Origin of the sequence: Virgibacillus sp. AGTR (genome assembly GCF_016919725.2) — a bacterium.
In the GTDB taxonomy this organism is placed as follows: Bacteria; Bacillota; Bacilli; order Bacillales; family Amphibacillaceae; genus Virgibacillus; species Virgibacillus salarius.
The window spans coordinates 1-20,362 of the sequence record NZ_JAJERH010000048.1; the positions used below are offsets into that span (position 1 = coordinate 1).

At 32.8% G+C, this 20,362-nt stretch carries 15 protein-coding genes; 12 read left to right on the forward strand and 3 right to left on the reverse strand.

Going from position 1 to position 20,362, the window contains the following annotated elements:
- Positions 1-9: 9 nt before the first annotated feature.
- The gene (locus JUJ52_RS15735) at positions 10-861 is read right to left on the reverse strand and encodes a formyltetrahydrofolate deformylase (protein ID WP_228089030.1); all 852 of its coding nucleotides are present in this window, start codon (positions 859-861) and stop codon (positions 10-12) included.
- Between the two features lie 212 nt (positions 862-1,073).
- Between JUJ52_RS15735 and JUJ52_RS15740 the strand changes: the two genes are divergently transcribed.
- From JUJ52_RS15740 to JUJ52_RS15780, 9 genes are read left to right on the forward strand one after another with little or no spacing between them, the layout of a single operon-like run.
- Entirely contained in the window at positions 1,074-1,748 is a 675-nt protein-coding gene (locus JUJ52_RS15740; protein WP_205389681.1) for a helix-turn-helix transcriptional regulator, read from the forward strand.
- The gene (locus JUJ52_RS15745) at positions 1,729-3,033 is read left to right on the forward strand and encodes a SidA/IucD/PvdA family monooxygenase (protein WP_205389682.1); all 1,305 of its coding nucleotides are present in this window, start codon (positions 1,729-1,731) and stop codon (positions 3,031-3,033) included. Before JUJ52_RS15740 ends, JUJ52_RS15745 begins: the two co-directional genes overlap by 20 nt.
- On the forward strand, positions 3,030-4,307 hold the full coding sequence (locus JUJ52_RS15750; RefSeq protein WP_226983628.1) for an aspartate aminotransferase family protein: 1,278 nt from the start codon (positions 3,030-3,032) through the stop codon (positions 4,305-4,307). The genes JUJ52_RS15745 and JUJ52_RS15750 overlap by 4 nt, the downstream gene beginning before the upstream one ends.
- A gap of 6 nt (positions 4,308-4,313) precedes the next feature.
- Positions 4,314-5,477, forward strand: coding sequence for an NAD(P)/FAD-dependent oxidoreductase (locus JUJ52_RS15755; protein WP_161629296.1), 1,164 nt, complete (start codon positions 4,314-4,316; stop codon positions 5,475-5,477).
- Between the two features lie 25 nt (positions 5,478-5,502).
- The gene (locus JUJ52_RS15760) at positions 5,503-6,591 is read left to right on the forward strand and encodes an SIS domain-containing protein (protein WP_205389683.1); all 1,089 of its coding nucleotides are present in this window, start codon (positions 5,503-5,505) and stop codon (positions 6,589-6,591) included.
- Positions 6,584-7,681 (forward strand): ABC transporter substrate-binding protein, encoded by a 1,098-nt coding sequence (locus tag JUJ52_RS15765; protein WP_205389684.1) that lies wholly within the window; start codon positions 6,584-6,586, stop codon positions 7,679-7,681. Before JUJ52_RS15760 ends, JUJ52_RS15765 begins: the two co-directional genes overlap by 8 nt.
- The gene (locus tag JUJ52_RS15770; RefSeq protein WP_051388458.1) at positions 7,681-8,496 is read left to right on the forward strand and encodes a cupin domain-containing protein; all 816 of its coding nucleotides are present in this window, start codon (positions 7,681-7,683) and stop codon (positions 8,494-8,496) included. The genes JUJ52_RS15765 and JUJ52_RS15770 overlap by 1 nt, the downstream gene beginning before the upstream one ends.
- Positions 8,497-8,513: 17 nt before the next feature.
- The gene (locus JUJ52_RS15775; protein WP_162986378.1) at positions 8,514-10,136 is read left to right on the forward strand and encodes a class I tRNA ligase family protein; all 1,623 of its coding nucleotides are present in this window, start codon (positions 8,514-8,516) and stop codon (positions 10,134-10,136) included.
- Complete coding sequence (locus tag JUJ52_RS15780) at positions 10,133-11,128, forward strand: aspartate kinase (protein ID WP_205389685.1); 996 nt, start codon at positions 10,133-10,135, stop codon at positions 11,126-11,128. The genes JUJ52_RS15775 and JUJ52_RS15780 overlap by 4 nt, the downstream gene beginning before the upstream one ends.
- Before the next feature lie 214 nt (positions 11,129-11,342).
- On the opposite strand, the gene JUJ52_RS15785 is transcribed toward JUJ52_RS15780, so the two are convergent.
- A complete protein-coding gene (locus JUJ52_RS15785; RefSeq protein ID WP_121604751.1) occupies positions 11,343-12,242 on the reverse strand; it encodes a DNA-3-methyladenine glycosylase 2 in 900 nt (299 codons plus the stop codon).
- A gap of 155 nt (positions 12,243-12,397) precedes the next feature.
- On the opposite strand from JUJ52_RS15785, the gene JUJ52_RS15790 reads away from it, so the two are divergent.
- Complete coding sequence (locus JUJ52_RS15790) at positions 12,398-12,919, forward strand: methylated-DNA--[protein]-cysteine S-methyltransferase (protein WP_121604752.1); 522 nt, start codon at positions 12,398-12,400, stop codon at positions 12,917-12,919.
- Positions 12,920-12,982: 63 nt separating this feature from the next.
- Positions 12,983-14,236, forward strand: a complete 1,254-nt coding sequence (locus tag JUJ52_RS15795; RefSeq protein ID WP_034679745.1) for an APC family permease — start codon at positions 12,983-12,985, stop codon at positions 14,234-14,236.
- A gap of 356 nt (positions 14,237-14,592) precedes the next feature.
- Here the strand turns inward: JUJ52_RS15795 and JUJ52_RS15800 are convergent, their stop codons facing one another.
- Complete coding sequence (locus JUJ52_RS15800; protein ID WP_226983629.1) at positions 14,593-15,561, reverse strand: alpha/beta fold hydrolase; 969 nt, start codon at positions 15,559-15,561, stop codon at positions 14,593-14,595.
- A 978-nt stretch (positions 15,562-16,539) separates the two neighbouring features.
- Here JUJ52_RS15800 and JUJ52_RS15805 point away from each other — a divergent pair.
- Positions 16,540-20,358: a beta-ketoacyl synthase N-terminal-like domain-containing protein gene (locus JUJ52_RS15805; RefSeq protein WP_205389686.1), complete on the forward strand. Its 3,819-nt coding sequence runs from the start codon at positions 16,540-16,542 to the stop codon at positions 20,356-20,358.
- Positions 20,359-20,362 lie beyond the last annotated feature (4 nt).

A 20,362-nucleotide genomic window follows, 5' to 3' on the forward strand; every position in this document is an offset into this window, starting at 1 on the left:
AGTATCAAATTATTTTAGTACGAGTGCTTTATTGCGATAAATAAAAATTTTATCCTCAATATGCCATTTAATTGCTTGAAGTAAAGTATCCGATTCGATACTTTTTCCGTACTGTTTGTAATCACTTAAAGTTAACCCATCCGTTAAATGAATGGCCTGTTGTGCTAGTATTGGACCTTCATCTAATTTTTCAGTAACATAATGAGCCGTAGCACCAATCACCTTAACTCCACGTTCAAATGCTCTTCTATAAGTGTTAGCGCCAATAAATGCAGGTAACAAAGAATGATGTATATTAATAATTTTCTTATCGAATTTATGAACAAAACGAGGAGATAGTACTTGCATGTACCTGGCAAGTACTATAAAATCAATATTATTTTCCATAAGTATGCTCGATGCTATGCTATCATTCTCCTCATTGGTCTTCGTTAATCTTAACTTTAAAAATGGTATTCCATAAGATTCAACTAGTTCTTTATGGATATCGTAATCACTAATTACAAGTGGTATGTTACATGAAAGCTCTCCATCAGACCACCTCCATAAGATTTCTCTCAAGCAATGGTTATCCTTTGAAACAAATATAGCCATATTCTTTTTAGTTACTTCTTCCATACTTATGTCACTAGCATAATTATTTCCGATTCTTAATAAAGACTCTTCTATATATTTAATACGCTTATCTGCTTTACATTGAAGTTCTATTCTTAGAAAAAATAAATTTTCTTCTCCTTCTAATTGATATTTATTCACCGAATTAATACTTATAAATGGTAGCTTTATTACTTCAAATACTTCGTCTATCATCGAAAAATTAAATTCCCCTTTCAACTTGATTCGATAGTGTTTTGAATTCATCATGCATCCCTCCAATTTTTTTAATCGTATATTGAATCAATACTATTTTCTACAAATATTTCAAATATGTAGAAAAAACTAAAATATTAGTAAAAAAAACCAAAGCATTGTAACTTTTACTCCGATACTATTAACTCATGGGCGGTTACTCCAACATATCTTAAGTAATACTAATATATTATGGAGGTGTTAGATATAAAGGAGGAGGCAACTTGGGGGTAAAATGTATTTTATTATACGATGCAAAAAAAATACTTGATGACAGAGAAGTATTTCTACTAAAAAAATTAAAAGTTGTATTAATCAGAGATTTGAAAACCCTTGAAAAGAAAAATCTAGAGAGATATAAGATGCTAATAATTATCGAAGGAAACAATTTAATCAGTGATGGACAAATGTTAATAGAAGAATTTGAGAAACTTCATATTCCATTAATAAGAGTAAATACGGTACCAAAAGAAGATATATTCGAATTGATTTTTAACATTATCAATGTACAAATAGACTTCAATGAACTTACCCACGTTAACAATGAAAAATTAATAGAAGCATTGCTTTATATTGAAAATAACCTACAGAATAGCAACCTCAATTTAAAAAGTGTAGCTGATCATCTATTTTTAAATACAGCCTATTTCTCTAGATTTTTTAGAGAGTCTATGGGAATTGGTTTTAAAGACTATTTAATTAAGTTAAGAATCGCAAAAGCAAAAGATATGCTAGAAAATGGTCAATTAGTTACAGATGTCTGTATGTCCATTGGTTACACAAATTTATCTTATTTCTCTCAGATCTTTAAAAAGGAAGTTGGACTTAGCCCATCCATTTATAGAAAATATTATCAATTAATGACCAAGGAGGAAAAAAATGTACAGAAAATTTTATGATGTCGTTGGTGTAGGGTTTGGTCCTGCAGGAATTGCTTTAGAAACTGCAATAAGAGATATGGAAGATATCAATAATAAGAGTGTATATAAAAGAGTATTTCTTGAAAAAAACAATGATTCGGCATGGATGCCGGAAATGTTACTACCTGGTACAGATATTCAGCACCATTTTTTACGTGATTTTGCTACACCTAGAAATCCAAGAAGTCAATATACCTTTTCAAACTATTTATATGAGAAAGGAAGATTGTTTTCTTTTGGGTTATTAGGTCGCCCAAGTCGAACAGAATGGTCTGATTATGTTCAATGGGTTTCCAAACAAATAGATGACAAAGCACATTATAACGAAGAAGTTAAGTCTGTAAAGCCGATAGTAGTAAATGATGATATTGAAGGTCTTGAAGTGCATACAGTTAATAATGTAAGCAAAGAACACAATGTTTTTCACACTACGAATCTTATTTTAAATTCAGGTAGAAAACCTTATATTCCAAGCCAATTTAAAGATAAAGTAAGTGACAAAGTTTTTCACGCAAGTAAATTCAGAAGTTCCGTACAAAGTATTAATAAAGATGACAATCCTACTTTTACAGTTATTGGTTCGGGGCAAAACTCTGTTGAAATAATTCTATATCTAGCTAATAAATTTCCAAATTCAAAAATAAATTCTATTGTTAGGCATACCGGATTCCGGCTATATGAGTTAGGCCATTTTACAAATGAAGTATTTTTTCCTGAGTTTACGAATTACTTTTACTCATTGAACCAAAACGAACGAGATAAACTATTCGAGCAGATCAAACATACAAATTATTCAGCTGTAGATGATGATGTTAGTGAAGCACTATATTGGAAGATGTATGAAGATAAAATTAGAGGAACAGAACAAATAGAATTACATCGCTGTAAAGAGATAGTAGATGTGGCTAATACTCAAAAAGATTATTTACTAAATATTAAAGATATATATAACAAACAAGAAGATTCAATAAATACGGATTACATTATCCTTTGTACTGGATTTTTTGAGGAAGAATTTCCAGAAGTACTTCAACCAATGAAAAACTACTTTAATTATAACAAGAATAATAGTTTAAAAGTCTCTGAAAACTATAAAGTAGACACAAAATCAAATGTAAAGGCTAACATTTATTTGAATGGTTTAACAGAGAAAACTCATGGGATAGGGGATGCAGCATCATTCACTATGATGGCGACGAAGGCTCAAAGAATACTTGATTCAATGAACAATATTACCTCTATGAAAGATGGTGTATTGTCTTGAAGGTAAAACAACATTCGGATAAAGTTTCTCGAGTTTGGCCATTGTTTACGAATATTGATGTGGATTATGGAGAAGGTGTGCATATCTATGATCAATCAGGTAGAAAATTTATTGATTGTACATCAGGTATTGGGGTTACAAACACGGGACATTGCCATCCTAGAGTAGTAAAGGCTATAAAGGAACAAAGTGAAAAACTACTACATGGTCAAACAACAATCTTGTATAACTCTATGTTGGACCGGTTAACAAATGATCTACAGAAAATTATACCGGAAAAACTAAACTGTTTCTTCTTTTCAAATAGTGGAAGTGAAGCAGTAGAAGGTGCCATTAAATTAGCACGTCACGCTACTAAAAAACCAAATATTATCTGCTTTCAGGGGGGATATCATGGGCGTTCAATAGGAGCATTATCTTTAACAACCGCTAAATCTGTATATCGATCGGGATATCAGCCTCTTATGTCTGGTGTATTTGTTAGTCCGCATCCATACTCTAGACAATACAGAGAGGAAGACAGTGAAGAAAGAACAAGATATTGTTTAGCTGAACTTGAGCATTTATTAAATACTCAAACTTCGCCAGATGAAACAGCGGCTATGATTATTGAGCCGATATTAGGAGAAGGTGGGTATGTAACGCCACCAGAGAGCTTTATTAACGGTATTAGGGATATTTGTAATAAGAACAATATATTATTAATTTTTGATGAAATTCAAACGGGCTTTGGAAGAACAGGCGAATACTTTGCGTTTAAACATTTCAATATAGTACCAGATATTCTTGTGATTGCTAAAGGTATTGCATCAGGTCTTCCGCTAAGTGGGATAGCAGCCAATAAGGAAATAATGGATAAATGGATTCCAGGTTCACATGGTGGAACTTATGGACCTAATCCTATCTCTATGGCAGCAGCTATTGAGACGATCAACGTGTTAGAAGACGAAGAGTTAGTAAGTAATGCTAAGGAAATGGGAGACTTCTTGTTAGCAGAATTACAAGTAATAAAAAAGGAATATCCTATCATCGTTGATGTCCGTGGTAAAGGATTGATGATTGGATGTGAATTCGTTGATGACAATGGAAATCCTGGTACGGTAATAGCCGAAAAGGTAAGGCAAAATTGTCTCTCACGAGGATTAATATTACTAACCTGTGGTCCTTATAATCAAGTAATCAGATGGATACCTCCACTTACAATAAAAAAGACTGAACTCGAAAAAGCGTTAACTATTTTTACTTTAGCAATAAAAGATAGTTTAGGGAGATAGATGAAAATGAACTACGATGTGATTATTGTTGGAGGCGGAGTAATCGGGGCCAGTATTGCTTACTTTCTTACTAAATCAAAAAAATTTAATGTCTTGCTATGTGAAAAAGGAAAACCGCCAGGGGATGGGGCAACAAGTATATCTGGTGGATTACTAAGAGTACACCATACGAACAATGCTAATCAATATCTTTCTTTTAGAAGCTTACAATTGTATAAGGAGCTTACAGCAGCCAAACAAATGGATTTTGGTTATCATCCAATAGGTTTCTCATTAATGGTAGGTCCTCAATATGTTGAAAATTTAAAGATCAATGTTCAAAATATGGTCAATTTAGGATTACCGATTAAAGTTTATTCACCAAATGAATACAATTTAGAAGAACGGTTTATAAATGTCGAGAATATAGGTGCTGTCTCCTATGAACCTCTTGGTGGATATGGTAATCCAGCAAAAACTAGCTTAGCATTTATTAATGAAGGTCTAAAGCAAGGGCTTCATTTAATGGAAGGTACAGAGGTTCAAGATATCGTAGTAAATAAAAATAAAGTTGTTGGTGTTCAAACAAATTTATCTCAGATATTCGCTAAACGTGTGATAATCGCATCCAATTACTGGGGGGGAAAGCTAACCAAAAATCTTGGTATTGACTTACCTATCTATACCAAGCGCTTAGGAGTTGTTTTTGCACATACTGATACAGATAAAGTCTTATCACATTCCTATATAGATGATACTTCAGACACGTATATGCGCCCATTCCCTGACGGCCGAATTCTAATAGGAATAAAATCCTCTGAGTGTGATATTAGCGATATTCATTTTAAGAGGAAAATTCAAAATGAAGAAGCACTCGAAGCAATTGATAGAGCTTCTAAAAGGTTCCCTATTCTGCAGAAGGCCAAAGTTTTGGGTGGACGTATTGGTTTTGATAGCTATACTCCCGATCAATATCCTCTTATTGGTCCTACTGAATATGAAGGGCTGTATTTATCCGTTGGTTTTGGTGGAGGGGGATATAAAATAGCTCCCGCAGTAGGTGAAGCTATAGCTAAAGAAATTTTATATAACACAAAAACAAATGAGCTAAAGTATTACAGGATAAATCGATTTGAGAATGAAAAAAAGTACACCTATTTCCAAACAGAAAGCATGTATAAATATATGTAATTTATAAAGAAGGGGGAAGTTTTATATGGAATCGAGGAATAGTCATCCTTATTATATGTATGAAGAAATTATGTTACAGCCTGAATATTTAAAGAAACTGTTTTTATCATTAAAATTTCAAAATCACGGAAGTTTATTAGATACTTTAAAAAAGAGTAAGAGAATTTTTCTGATAGGATGCGGAACATCCTATCATGTAGCCTTGTCTAGTTTTAGCATAAGTCAAATAATGTTTAAAGAGAAAAATAAATTTAGATCTGTACCTGCGTTTGAATTAATGTCTCCTAATTACTCCCTTAATGAAGAGGATGTAGTAATCGCCTTTTCTCATTCGGGAGATACAAAAGCTACATTCGATTGTATTTTTTTAGCTAATAAAAATAACTGCAAGACGGTAGTAGTTACAGGTGATACAGCAAGTAGATGTGCAGATATATCAGATTTTGTACTGACTTATGGCTATAAAGACGATAAATCTCTTGCACATACAATCACCTATACCTTAAGTACTTTTTTAATGCTCATACTGATGGGGAAGCTAGCAAGAGAAATGGGAGATCTTGCAATTAATGACATAGTTAATTCAGTAGCTATTCAATTACCTTCTCTATTTACTAATGTATTGAATCGCAAAAATGAAATGAAGGAATTAGCAGATGACTTAAAAAGTGATTTCTTTGTGGTATGTGGGAATGAAAATACAATCGGAGTTGCTCATGAAACTACATTAAAGTTCGGTGAGGTTCACTATACTCCAACAACTAGTATGGATGTGGAACAGCTATTCCATGGACCGTTAGTTATGTGTAATAAAGATACAGCAATTATTGTAACCGCTAGTAACCCGAATATGAAAGAAAGGGTGTCTGATCTGTTTAAAGCTAGTAAATTAATTGGCAGTACATCGCTACTATTTACTTCTGAAAAAAATGATATAACTAATGCGGATTATGTATTTAATTTACCGAGCTGTCATGAATTATTAGTGCCATTACTATATGTTTTACCAATGCAGTTACTTAGTTATTATCTTGCAGTTGGGAAAAAGCTAAACCCTGATCATATTCGTAGAGATCAACTAGCATACAAAAAGGCGCGTGAAGCTTATGAGTGAAAAAGCAGTAGTTAAATCTGTTGATCCAATAAAAACATTAGATGACATGTTACCCAAAACTTCCAATAACAAAAATAAGCTTTTTAGAATAGGCATAAGTGCGAATTTAAGCGGTCATACCAGAGAATTGTATACAGGTGTAGCAATTGCTGTTAATGAATATCTCAAGAAGAAAGATAGGCTTTATGATATTGAGGTACTTTGGGAGAAAAGTTCTTTTGATAAAGATTCTACATTTAAGGCTGCAAATCAACTCGTAAATAGAGGGGCTGAAGCAGTAATTGGTCACTTAAGCGCAAACCAATCGCTTGTAGCTGCGACTATTTACTCTGATATAGGCATTCCTTTCTTAGCCCCAGGTACTTCACATCCATTGCTTACGGAACAAGGCTTTGATAATATTCTTAGAGTTTGTGGAAGAGATGAAGAGATGGCTTATGAAATGGTTCATCTAGCAGATAAATTAACAGCTAATACTAGTTTAAAAATAGTATACCAAGAAAATAGTTACGGAAATCAACTATCAAAATTACTAAGAAAATCAATTTTAGAGAAAGGACTAAGCTTGAAAACGTCGATATTAATTAATGACAATATTGTATTAGAAATAGATGATAGAGATACTTTATTGTTTGCAGGTACGTACGAAGGTGCATTGTTATTAACTGAGAAATTAGCGAAAGCAAATTTTACAGGTACGGTTATATTTGGTGATGATATATTTGTAGCTGATTTTCCATATCTGACTAGTAAACATGATGGATTAAAACTCTTTACTATTTCTACTAAGAAGGACCTTTGTGGAATTAATTATAAGAATTTTGAAAATAAATATAAAGAAATCGCATCTTTAAAGCCAGCTGCTTACTCCGTCACAAGCTATATTGCAACTAAGATTCTATTAAATAACATATCACTATTAAAGAAACACGGTTGTAAACGCTTCATAAATAGCCTTAAAAATGGAGTTGTAGTTGAAGGATTAGAAGAAGTTTCATTTTCGCCAAAAGGAGACTTGCTAGAATTTGAGTGGGATGTTTATGAAATGAAAGCTGGAGATTTTATAAAATTAAACGGGAGTGATCGATAATGCCATATTTATTTTCTTTTGGATTAACTTGTAACCTGGAGACAGCAAAGAAGGACTTAGGCAAATGGAATAGCTATTCTAAAGCAATATTAAAGGAGCATATATACACATTTACAGGATTCCATCCAGATTTTAATGGGGGGACCTCAACGGTAATACAAAAAGATGGAGGGGAAGTATTAGGAATAGCTTTCGAAATCAATGAAAATCAAATTAGTCTTCTTAGAAAAAATGATTATGGTTATATGTTGAAAGAAGTAGAAATTTATCTTGCTGATAAAAAAGTAAAAGCCTATATAATGGTGCCAAAAATTATCGAAGAACGAAGAGAGCCATCGCTAAGCTACTATGAAGGTGTAAAGGCTTCTTTAAATCAACATTATCCAAAGGAAATTGTTGATCGTTATCTAGAAAGAGCGTTAAAAAGAACAAAGAAAAAAGGAGTAAATATCCAAAGGCACCATCGTGATGACTATAAATATGAGTACGGCTCTTTATTAAGAAGAATATATCCGTGGGACAAAACCCGAAAATCACCATTTGGTTCAGGAATTATAATTGTACAACCTGGTGAGACAACAGAGCCTCACAATCATGATGAAGAAGAATCTTTTATTATTTTAGAAGGTGAAGGGGTTATTAATGTAGATGGGGAAACGGAAAAGGTATATCAAGAAGATGTTATTTATTTCGAGCCTTTTTCTGTCCATTCGCTTCATAATACTGGAGGTAAACCTCTAAAATTCTTAGCTGTTTGGTGGGGAGCTGTTGGAATTGAACAATATCAGTTAGAAAATAACCATTGGAAACATTAAAATGAGGAGGTTTTATGATGAGTGAAATATATGTTACGGCAACACCGCCGACACCTAATGGCGACCTTCATATCGGGCATTTAGCTGGCCCCTATCTTGCGGCGGATGTTTACACCCGCTTCAAAAAAATAACAGGTAATAACGTTGCGTATATTACTTATGGTGATGATCACCAGAGCTATGTAGCGACAACAGCTAATAATAAGAAAATCGATCCAGAAGAAATGGTAGAGAAGAATAATAATATTGTTAGATCTACATTAAAATCGGCAAACATCGATGTGGATTTATACAAGAATCCATTGGGTAATAACAAACATATTAATTATGTATTAACATTTTTCCTAGAATTATATAATAAAGGGAAATTAAAAAAGAAAACGAAAGATATATTATACTGCGACAAATGTAAGTTGAATTTATATGAGTCATTTGTAAAAGGAAAGTGTCCCTATTGTAAAAGTGATTCATCTGGTAATTTATGCGAAGCTTGTGGTCAAATTAACGACCCTATTAATTTGGAGCAGCCCTTCTGCACAATTTGTAAATCTATTCCAACAATTAAACAATATACGGGTCTATTTTTCCCTATTAACGATTATAAAGATAAGTTGAATCATTTTTATTCATCAAGAACAACTTGGAGACCTCAGCTAATAGAATTTTGTAAACAGATAATAGCAAAAGATATTCCGGACTATCCAGTAACCTATCCTTCGAATTGGGGAATACCCGTTCCAATCGAGGGATTTAAAGACCAAGTAATAAATGTATGGTTTGAAATGTACCCTGGGATATTAGAAAGTATTGATTCACATTATCTACATCAATATGGTATTCGCAGAGAGAACAAACATAAACAGACGCTTGTACAATTCCTCGGATTTGATAACAGTTTTTTTAATTCCGTACTACATGTTGCAAGCGCATTTGCTATCGAAAAGGATGAGTTATTACCTGAGCACATCATTACGAATTACTTTTATTTACTAGATAAAGAGAAGTTCTCTACAAGTAAAGGACATGCAATATGGGGAGGAGAACTCTTAAAGGATGTTCCATCAGATAATCTTAGGTTTTATTTATCCTTAACTAATCCGGAGCATATGCAAACTAACTTTTCTTTCGATGATTTTTTACAGACTAATGATAAATTCACTAAAAAATGGGAAGACACAATAAATAGATATATAGAAATGATTAATCATGATTTTAAGGGAATCATACCCAAAAACGCTGCAATACATTATCAAAGCTCTAGCTTAATACAAAGAACAAAAAAGAATCTAGAAAAATTCTATGATTTGGAACAATTTAGTCTACGAAAAGCTTCCTTTGAATTAGAGGACTATATGAGTTCAATTATTGATTATTTAGAGGAAAAGGTTTTACCAATGAAAGCAAAAGACGATTTTTTATACACGCAACAGGTAGCTAATGTCACTTATCTATTAAAGGCTTTATCTGTTTTTTCTTATCCAATTATGCCGACCTTCTCCAAAAAATTAATGAGAAATTTAGGCGCAAGTAGTTCGAATTTGTTATGGGATACAATTTATGACATCAGTACTTGTGACGAAGTTGGAAATGAAAAAGAATTTTTTTACGCATTGAATATTAAAACCAGGAGAGGATCATGAAAAAGATAAAAGTTCTTAAATTTGGTGGTAATTCTTTGAAAACCATGGAAGACCGAAGAAATATTGCTGAAGTTATTACGAAAGAACAAGAGAAAGGATATAAATTAATTCTAGTTGTATCTGCAATTGGGCGATTAGGTGATCCATATGCAACGGATACTTTACTAAGATATATTAAACAGAATGAGTTATCACCAAGAGAAACAGCATTAATTTCTTCTTGTGGGGAAATCATATCAAGCATCGTACTGAGCTCGTATTTAAACCATCGGGGTTTAAAATCATCCGCATTGACAGGTGCGAGTGCTGGAATAGTGACATCTAACGACTATTTAGATGCGGAAATCATATCTATAGACAAAAGAAACATGGAAGAACTAATTAATCAGGGAATTATTCCTATAATAGCTGGCTTCCAGGGGTACACTTATACTGGTGACACAACATTACTAAGCAGGGGAGGGAGCGATGTCACGGCTGCGGCGATAGCTCAAACCTTCCAAGCTTGCCAATTAGATATTTATACAGATGTGCCTGGGATAATGACTACAGATCCCCAAATAATAAATTCTGCTCAAACCCTAAAAACACTTAACTATGACCAGGCCTTGAAAATAGCTGCAAGTGGTGGAAAGGTTATCCATCCGGAAGCAATTAAATGGGCTAAAAAAAGCAACATACCAATTAAAATCAAAAAATTATCGAGTTCTCAAGGAACTGTAATTGCTGGAACAATAACGAATAGAAGCTTACCACCAGGTAGTATAATTTGCTTAACAACAAATGTCATGGATGATAAAAGAGGAAAAGTAACCATCATTGGTCACAGCTTAAACAAAAATAAAGATCTTCATAGATATATCCTATATTATAATATGAATATTCATTCATTCTCTTTTTTTTCTGATAAGATCGAGCTAATCATACCCATTCAGATCGTCAACAAATATGTCGAAGTATTTCATAAAAATTTCATAGAAAGTATTAAATGATGAGGAACTGTCCCAAAAGATAAATTTCTATTTAAAGGAACTGGAATATCCTATCTTTCAACGACAACAGTTTAGCTTCTTAGCAAATAAATCACTGTTGCACGAATTTACGATGGTTCTTCCATTTGGGGTCTTGGTTATTCCGTTTTCTTGTATCTGAATGAACCTTTTGGGGCAGTATTTTTTGTTAATTCTATTGTACAGTAGAAACACTTTAATATACTAATCTCCATAGAAAAAACGTTGCGTAAGATTCATATCCTTCCCAAGCAGAAGCTATTTGTTTAATCTCATCTATCGAAGGTTTCCTATCTAATGACCCAGCTAACTTTAATGCATTATGAAGTCCAACATCATTTATAGGAAATGCATTGGGATATCGCACACACCTTAGTAATACATAGTTTGCAGTCCATGGACCAATTCCTTTTATTGCAGTTAGTTGCTTTACTGCTAAATTTATGTCAGATAGTTGAACTAATTTTTCTCTTGATATCTGGTTATTGGCAATCAGCCGTGCTATACCACGTATATATTCACATTTTCTTCGAGACATACCAATCTTAAACAATTCATCCATACTTAATGAAGCTATTAGACGAGGGGAAGGAAATAGCCAATAGTCCTCTCCATTATGAATTAGTCTTTTTCCATAATTTTTAATAAATCTATCTTTTAGTGTAGAAGCGAAGCTCAAATTTATTTGCTGCCCTAAAATGGCCCAGACAAAGGCTTCAAAAATGTCCGGTATTCCTATATTTCTTAATCCATAAAATTTTGATATAGGCATTTTAAGATATTCATCCTGTTTTGCAATGGTATAAAATGGTTCTAAATGAATATCTAAATCGAACCAATCTCGGATGTAAAGCATTATTTGTCGCTCAAACTGTTTCGTGTAAGATTGACTGACATCTTCAGTTTCTATAACCAGTCTATTGTTATTACTGACATATATCTTTATAAAAAAAAGATTGCCATCTAAAACGATAAAGCGTGTTATGCTTTCTTGATCGGTACGGAATAAACCATCCTCTGTACTTTTTAAATAATCCAAGTTAATCCTAAAAGAGAAGTCTTCAGGAAGAGATAGAAGTTGTTTATAAACTGTCACGCTAAAACTCCTTTATCTATATTTTCTTATAACGATAGCATAATTGTCTGTAACTGTACTTTTGATTTCTTGCTTTTACATTCAAAATTACTTGTATAAAAATAATGAATAGCATACACTTTGTTTTACATTAATAATGAAAGGAAAAAACTGTAATGTGTCGAGTCTATTGGAGTTATTGGTATTTAAAAAATGCAAAAGGAATCATCGCTAGTACAGATCATGGAATAGCTTATGTTGGATCCCCGTATGAAACAGGTACAGATTTCCAAGATTGGGCTACCAAAGTTTTCAATCATTCTACATTGATAAATGATGAGGATAAATTGAGGAATTACAAATTACAATTAAAGGATTTTTTTACTGGTCGAAGAAAAGAATTTACTGTAAATTTTGATCTACGCGGTAGCCTATTTCAACAGCAGGTTTGGGAAATTTTAAAATGTATACCATTTGGTGAAACAGTGAGTTATTCAGATGTTGCCAGAAGATTAGGCAAACCCAACTCATACAGAGCTGTAGCTTCCGCGATTGCTACAAATCCAATATTAATTATGATACCTTGTCATCGTGTTGTAAGAAAAAATGGTAAAAGCACTGGTTATAGAGGAGGGTTAACGTTTAAGTATGAGTTGCTACAATTAGAAAAAGACATACTAAATAATAATCCATCTTAAATCATTTTTTAACGTACTTCCGAATTTTTCTATGTAACTATTATTTAATTTGGAGTGTGGAACATGACTACTAAAAAAACAATTAATCTTTATCAAGGAATAAGTTTATATATAGCTGCAATATTGGGATCTGGTGTATTATTTGTCTCAGGAATAACCGCTTCTATAGCAGGGCCTGCTTCTTTACTATCTTGGATTATTGTTATTATATTTAGTTTTCCATTAGCATATAGTTTTGCAAGTTTAGCTAGAGATTTCCCTGATGCTGGGGGGACAGCAACGTTTGTTCGAAAGTCATTTGGTTATCATTTAGGGAACATCGTCGGTTGGTTCTATTTTGTAACTGCCGCAATTGGTCAGTCTATCGTTGCATTAACTGGGGCTTTTTACTTAAGTAAGGCATTCAACTTCACCCCTTTAGGTGAGGTATATGCAGCGATACTAATTTTATTAATTGCAGGCTGCTTTAATTATTTTGGTCTGGAAGTAAGCGGAAAGGCTGCATTAATCATTAGCTCATGTCTATTGTTATTACTACTGACTACAATCATTGTAGCTTTACCAAGTGTAACTCTTAATAATTTCCAACCTTTCTTTACGGATGGATGGTATGCCATTGGCACTGCTATTACTGTTATTTTCTGGGCCTTCTTTGGCTGGGAGGCAATCTGCAACTTATCCTCTCATTTCAAACAACCTGATAAAAATATTGTAAAAAGCTCTGTAATTAGCGCATTGATTATAGGTTGTTTATTTTTACTACTTAGTTTTGTTACTATTGGCACAAATACATATGGTAGTGTTGAAAGCGATTTTTCGCCAATTGCTGTTATTATACAAGATAATCTAGGGATAGGGGCACAAGTATTAACTGCAGTACTTGCCTATTTAATATGTATTGGTACATCAAACGCATTTATCGCTAGTTTGGCGCAGCTAGGGTATTCCTTGAGCAGAGATAAAGCATTCCCAACCGTATTATCAAAGATACATCGTTCTGGTGTTCCACGACGCATGGTTATATTTGCAGTTGGGTTTGCAGTTATAGGCGTAATAATCACAGTTATATTTTCAGCAACATTTGATGATCTGCTTTTTATACCGACGTCACTTGGTTTAATCGTATATGCTTTAACAATGATTTCAGGTGTTAAACTTTTTAAGAAGTGGAGCAAGCCTTGGATTTGCTCACTTGTTTCATTTGTATTTATTTTATGTGTCATTCCTTTTTTTGAAGTATATCTGTTGGTACCTTTATTTGTATCGATAGCTTATTGTCTATATATGCTTACTAAAAGCTTTTATAGGAGTCAATAAGCTATAAATGAAATCTTTAATATATGTTAATAGAGCCAGTTAAAAAGAGATCCATAGACTAGGAGCATAACCTCCTTTTTACAAGGTAATCCTGCATAGGGTCTAGGGAGATGGTGAACTATAAAAACAGGGCATCGTATTAAGGAAAGTTGTATCAAAAATAATTTTGATGCAAGGATTACCGATTGACCGAAAAAGGATACAAAAGCGATAGTCATAGTAAGTAATTTTAGTTCGTTTTGCCATCTATCCCATAAATGTGGTTTACTTTGGTCAACAAATGAATAAGAATGTTTGTATGGCGTGGAATGAAGACTATATAATTTTTTTAAAGTTATTACATCTAACTTTAAAAGTTAAAATGTATTTATAAAATCATAAACGGTTTTGCTTATCTCCTTAAAATTAGACCAGTGTAAATAATGATGTCCTCTTAATACAACGAGCTTTTTAGTTGATAAATGGTTTATCTGCTTTTGATAAAAAGCTTCCATTGTTTTACCATTTGTCGTTATCCTATCACTGTATTTAGTAAATATTAGAACGGGTGTATCTGTAGGAAAAGACATATTAACTGTTTTATCAATATTATGATTTATTTCATTAACTTCAGCAATTATATTTTTGTTGCCTAAATTCCATGCCGATAAGATTTTAGTCTTTTCTAAGTTTTCAAGAGAATAAGTTCCATTTTCTGCTTCAGGAAGGTACTTCGCTGAATTCAAATATACTGCTAACCTAGTGGCTCCAGTCGATGCTAAAACACTTATATATCGAGGTATAGTAGGAATAGATTCATTAAAGTAATCTACTACTTGAGGCAAAGTGCAATCATTACATATTATTGCCTTAATTTCGTCGGGGTATTTATTGGCATAGTACAAGCTATAAATACCAGATATTGAATGAGGCATCAAAATATATGGACCTTTAATATTAGCTTTATACAGTGCGGTCCTTATTTCCTCTACAATGTTCTCAACAGTTCGCTTCTTATTAGTAGTTTCACTCCAACCGTACCCAAATGTCTCTACAACTACTATTCTATTATTCTTTGCCATTTCTTTTATTAAAGGTTCATAATCCAATGCTGGTGCAGCTGTACCAGCACCACTTAATAAAACAATCGTTTTTTCACCCTCTCCCTTAACATACACATGCATTTTATCACCGTTCACTTCAACTAATTGACCTAATGGCGGATATCGGTGTTGCTCAAGCTCCATCACAATCTGGTTTAATATTATCCAAAATAATAAGATCACAGCAATAATAAGAAAACTATTTCTAATGAACATCCAAAAGCTAATCTTTTTAATTGTCATTACTTATCCTTCCTTTTACATCATTAGCATTCTCGTCTGACTACTTTATAATTTTATAGATTTTTTCTTAAATAATGCTTATAAATGGTAAAAAAATTTTAATCACTATATAGTAATTTCCCCAAAAAAATATAATTAGAAAGATATGTATAATTAGAGCAAAAGTTTTAGAGTGTATATAAATTTGAAATAAGAGTTCATTTGTACTAAAGGATGTATTATTTATGTGATAATAGCCCATAAAATGTCAAGGATGGCTAGTACATATGGCCTTTCTTTCGAATAAATTAGCATACAAGGTTGCTTACGATTGAGATATGGAGGAACTAATTATGTTTGAGGAGACGATGAGGAAAAATTCTTTAAGTAGATAAATTTACAGTACGAACAGAAGGAAAAATATTTAGAGTATATTCAGTTTATTCCATCCAGTATACCTTATATTTTCGTAAAAAATTATTCTATAAATCGAACTGGTAAACTGTAAATACTTATCAATTTATTAAACGAATTATGATTGAAATAGTATATTTTACTAAACTAATTACAATTTATGAGTTTAAATGGTAACAATAACAATTAATGGTAATAAATCTCTATCCAATATTTTAAATTTACAAAAAAATAATTCTTTTTGCTCAGTTAATAATAATCGATAATTTGTATAATTGAAATATATGTAAAATATGACTAAAGTATCTTGTTTTTAGTCGAAAGAAGTAAAAAAGACTAGAAATTGCTAGTTAAAGTAACTGAAAAAATAAATTAAATGATACGATTTCTGATAAGTATGGTGACACAATTTTAGTGAATTGTAGAAGGAAATATTTTTTTATAAGACTTTAGACACTATTAAAAATTTACTCAATTAATTTATATCTATTTATAAATAGATATAATTACCTTGTTAGAAAAATTACATGAATTCTAGTGATATAAATTATTCGGGGTTCAAAGGTAAAACGGAGGGGGAGTAATTTGTCGACTTTAATTAATGTTATTAGAAATAAGGAATCAGAAACAGAAAAGGGTATCAGTTTCGTTAAAAAAAACGGAATTGAAAAGTTCGTGTCATATCATGATTTATTGGATAAAAGCATTAAAATTTTAGGCTATATACAGAGTAAAGGGATTAGCTACAAAGATGAACTTGTATTCCAGTTAAATGATAATGAAGATTTTGTTCATTCTTTTTGGGCAGGATTATTGGGAGGAATAATTCCTGTGCCACTTAGTACAGGCAAGAATGATGAACATAAATTAAAGTTTTTTAAAGTATGGAATCAATTAAATAATCCATATCTAATTTGTGACCTTGAGCACTATGAAGTACTAGAAAAATATGCAAAGAATAATGATATTGATCTATCAGCACTTAAAAATAGAGTGATAGATATTCGAGATGTTTATCATTATGAGGAAGATGGACAAATTTATGAAAGTAATCAAGATGATATAGCTTTTTTACAGTTTTCCTCAGGATCGACTGGTGAACCAAAAGGAGTTATGTTAAAACATTATAATTTACTCGCTAATATGGAAGGGATTATTAATGGTACACGCATGACAAGCGAGGATAGCTTAATTACGTGGTTACCTATGTCCCATGATATGGGGTTAATTGGATGTCATTTAATACCTACATTATTAAACATTAATCAAGTCAATATTAATACAAATGATTTTATTAGAAGACCTAGAATGTGGTTAGAAAAAGCAAGTCAGCATAAATCAACACTGCTATTCTCTCCCAACTTTGGTTATAGGTACACATTAAAATACGCAAAAAGAGTCTCAGAAGATATCGATTTATCCAATGTTAGAATTATCATTAATGGAGCCGAGCCAATCTCAGCAGATCTAATCCAGGAATTCTTCTTTAAGATGCGTAAATATGGTATGAAAGATACTGTAATGTGTCCTGCATATGGGCTTGCAGAGGCATGTCTTGGGGTTTCAGCAGCTTATCCAGAGGATGGCAACGTGATAACGTGGTGTATCGATAGAAGAGCAATTAAGATTGGGGAAGAAGTAGTTTACCTGCAAAACGATACTAGTAACTTTGCTGCAACGTTTGTTGATGTAGGTTACCCTCTGACAAATACAAGTATCCGAATAACTGATAATCGTCAAACTGTATTAGACGAGGATATGCTAGGAGCTGTCGAGATAAAGGGAAAAAATGTAACCAGCGGCTATTACAACATGGAAGCAAAAACAAACGAAGCATTATCTGCAGATGGCTGGTTGAATACAGGTGATATAGGATTTATAAAAAATGGACGATTAGTAATAGTGGGTCGCTACAAAGATGTGTTGTTTGTTAATGGTCAGAATTACTTTGCTAATGACTTAGAAAGAGTTATTCGTGAAGTCGCAGGAATCCCACTTAGTGAAGCTGAAGTAGCTGTTGGTGGTGCAAGAAATTTTAAAGAGCAAACAGAGCATATTGTAGCATTTATTAAATTTAAAAAGTCAGACGAGGAATTTATAGAAATAGAGAAAAATATAAAAAGAGAATTAAATTATCGATTAGGTGTCCAAATTTCCCATGTTATTCCATTAAAACAAATTCCGAAGACAACCAGCGGTAAAGTCCAAAGATTTAATCTGGTAAGGCGGTTTGAAGAAGGGAAGTTCCAATCTATAATAAAGCAAATCGATGAACATAAAAAGAAAGGTGAGCGTAATAGCGAGGATATTGATCAAATAGAAAATGGCATCGTCTCTATATGTAAGATGTACATAAGCGAAGTTGAAATTGGACTTGAAGATAACTTTTTTGAAATGGGTATCAGTTCACTGCAGTTAACTCAAGTAGCTTCAGAGCTACAGCAAAAATATGGAGACCATATTAAAGTTGCAGATTTCTATGCAAATCAAACCATTAAAGAACTAGCTGATTTTATTAAAAATGGAAAGAAACAAGTGAATGAGAAAAACAGCTCTAGGAAAAATATGAATCAGGCTGGTGATGATATTGCTATTATAGGTATTTCTTTAAAAGCATCTGGAGCAGAAGAGCAAGATGAATATTGGGAATACATTCGGAATGGGGGGGAAGGAGTACGGGATTTTCCTGAAAATAGAAAAGAAGATCTTACCGATTACTTATTATCAGTTGGGTATTCAGAAAATAAGATGGAATATCATCGTGGGGCTTACTTAAATAATATTGATACGTTCGATTATAAATATTTTAATATTCTGCCGGTTGAAGGTGTTGCAATGTCTCCGGTGCAAAGAATGTTTCTAGAATCTACAGTTAAAGTAGTTGAGGATGCTGGATATCATGCCGGAACATTGAAGGGGTCTAATACTGGAGTGTATGTAGGATATATGGGAGATATGGAAGGATTTAAGTATCAACAAATATTACAAGCATCGAAAGACATTCAAACACCTACAGGCTATCTTTCTTCTAATATAGCGGGAAGAGTGTCATATATGATGAATCTAAAAGGACCTAGTTTGATTGTTGATACTGCTTGCTCTTCTTCTTTAGTCGCATTAAATATTGCATGTAATGACATAAAAAGTGGGAATTGTGAGCAGGCAATAGTTGGTGGAATTAGGATTAAGACCATTCCCCTTAAGGACGGCCTGCGAGCTGGATTTGAGTCAGAAGATTATCGAACCAAACCATTTGACTCAGAGGGTAATGGAACTGGGGAAGGCGAAGGAGTTATTTCCATTATGGTAAAGCCACTACAAAGAGCAATTCATGATCAAGATCATATTTATGCTGTTTTAAAGGGGATGGCAGTAAATAGCGATGGTACTACTCTAGGTTTAGCAGCTCCAAATCCTGCTGCTCAAAAAGAAGTAATTATGAAAGCATTACGAAATGCAAAGGTTGAACCAAGCTCGATAACTTATGTCGAAGCACAAGGAACAGGAACGGATATTTGTGATTCAATCGAGTTTGAAGCCTTATCTAGTGCTTATAGTAGCGGGCATGGTGAAAGCCGGTTTTGTTCATTAGGTTCTGTTAGAGGAAATATTGGGCATTTATATGAAGCCTCAGGACTTTCAAGCTTAGTAAAATGTTGTCTTATGTTGAAAAATAAAAAATTACCTCCACTTGCTAACTTTAAAAAACCAAATACAAACATAAATTTAAACGATTCACCGTTTTATATTACGATTACTGAAACTGACTGGTTACCTCGCAATGGAGTGAGAAGATGTGGAATCCATAATTTTGGATTGTCTGGAACCAATTCACATGTAATTTTAGAAGAATACCGAGGTCACGAAGAACAAAGCCTAGAATCAAATGAAAGCCATATTTTCACGCTATCAGCCAAGAATAATACAACACTAAATCAGTTAGTCGAAAAATATATTAAATTTATGGAAAATAATAAGCACTTAAAACTTTCAAATGTATGCTATACATCTAATATAGGTAGAGAACATTTTGAATATAGAATAGCTATTGTCGCTGATTCATTGGACGATTTAATAAAAAAATTGAAGCATTTTGAATGTAAAACAGATTTAGCTAATCATATTTATTTTGGAGTTCATAAACGGGTGAAAGAAGCTACTAAAACGACAAAAATTGATGAATTAACTAAAGAGAATATAATTGCTTTACGTGATAGTGGAAATAATATTGTGGCTAACACAACTATAGATAATCGAACAGGTAACTTATCTAGAATTGCCCAACTATATATTAGGGGAGCAGCGGAACTTCATTGGGAGCAGTTATATAGTTCGCAACAGACGAAGAAGGTTAGTCTGCCAACTTATGTATTTCAAAAATTGAAATGTTGGCCAAGTTTCTAAAGGG

Coding starts and splice junctions, on each gene's coding strand:
- JUJ52_RS15795 (WP_034679745.1), top strand. CDS start 12,983: ATGACTACTAAAAAAACAATTAATCTTTATCAAGGAATAAGTTTATAT.
- JUJ52_RS15745 (WP_205389682.1), top strand. CDS start 1,729: ATGTACAGAAAATTTTATGATGTCGTTGGTGTAGGGTTTGGTCCTGCA.
- JUJ52_RS15770 (WP_051388458.1), top strand. CDS start 7,681: ATGCCATATTTATTTTCTTTTGGATTAACTTGTAACCTGGAGACAGCA.
- JUJ52_RS15765 (WP_205389684.1), top strand. CDS start 6,584: ATGAGTGAAAAAGCAGTAGTTAAATCTGTTGATCCAATAAAAACATTA.
- JUJ52_RS15755 (WP_161629296.1), top strand. CDS start 4,314: ATGAACTACGATGTGATTATTGTTGGAGGCGGAGTAATCGGGGCCAGT.
- JUJ52_RS15790 (WP_121604752.1), top strand. CDS start 12,398: ATGTGTCGAGTCTATTGGAGTTATTGGTATTTAAAAAATGCAAAAGGA.
- JUJ52_RS15800 (WP_226983629.1), bottom strand. CDS start 15,561: ATGACAATTAAAAAGATTAGCTTTTGGATGTTCATTAGAAATAGTTTT.
- JUJ52_RS15735 (WP_228089030.1), bottom strand. CDS start 861: ATGAATTCAAAACACTATCGAATCAAGTTGAAAGGGGAATTTAATTTT.
- JUJ52_RS15760 (WP_205389683.1), top strand. CDS start 5,503: ATGGAATCGAGGAATAGTCATCCTTATTATATGTATGAAGAAATTATG.
- JUJ52_RS15780 (WP_205389685.1), top strand. CDS start 10,133: ATGAAAAAGATAAAAGTTCTTAAATTTGGTGGTAATTCTTTGAAAACC.
- JUJ52_RS15775 (WP_162986378.1), top strand. CDS start 8,514: ATGAGTGAAATATATGTTACGGCAACACCGCCGACACCTAATGGCGAC.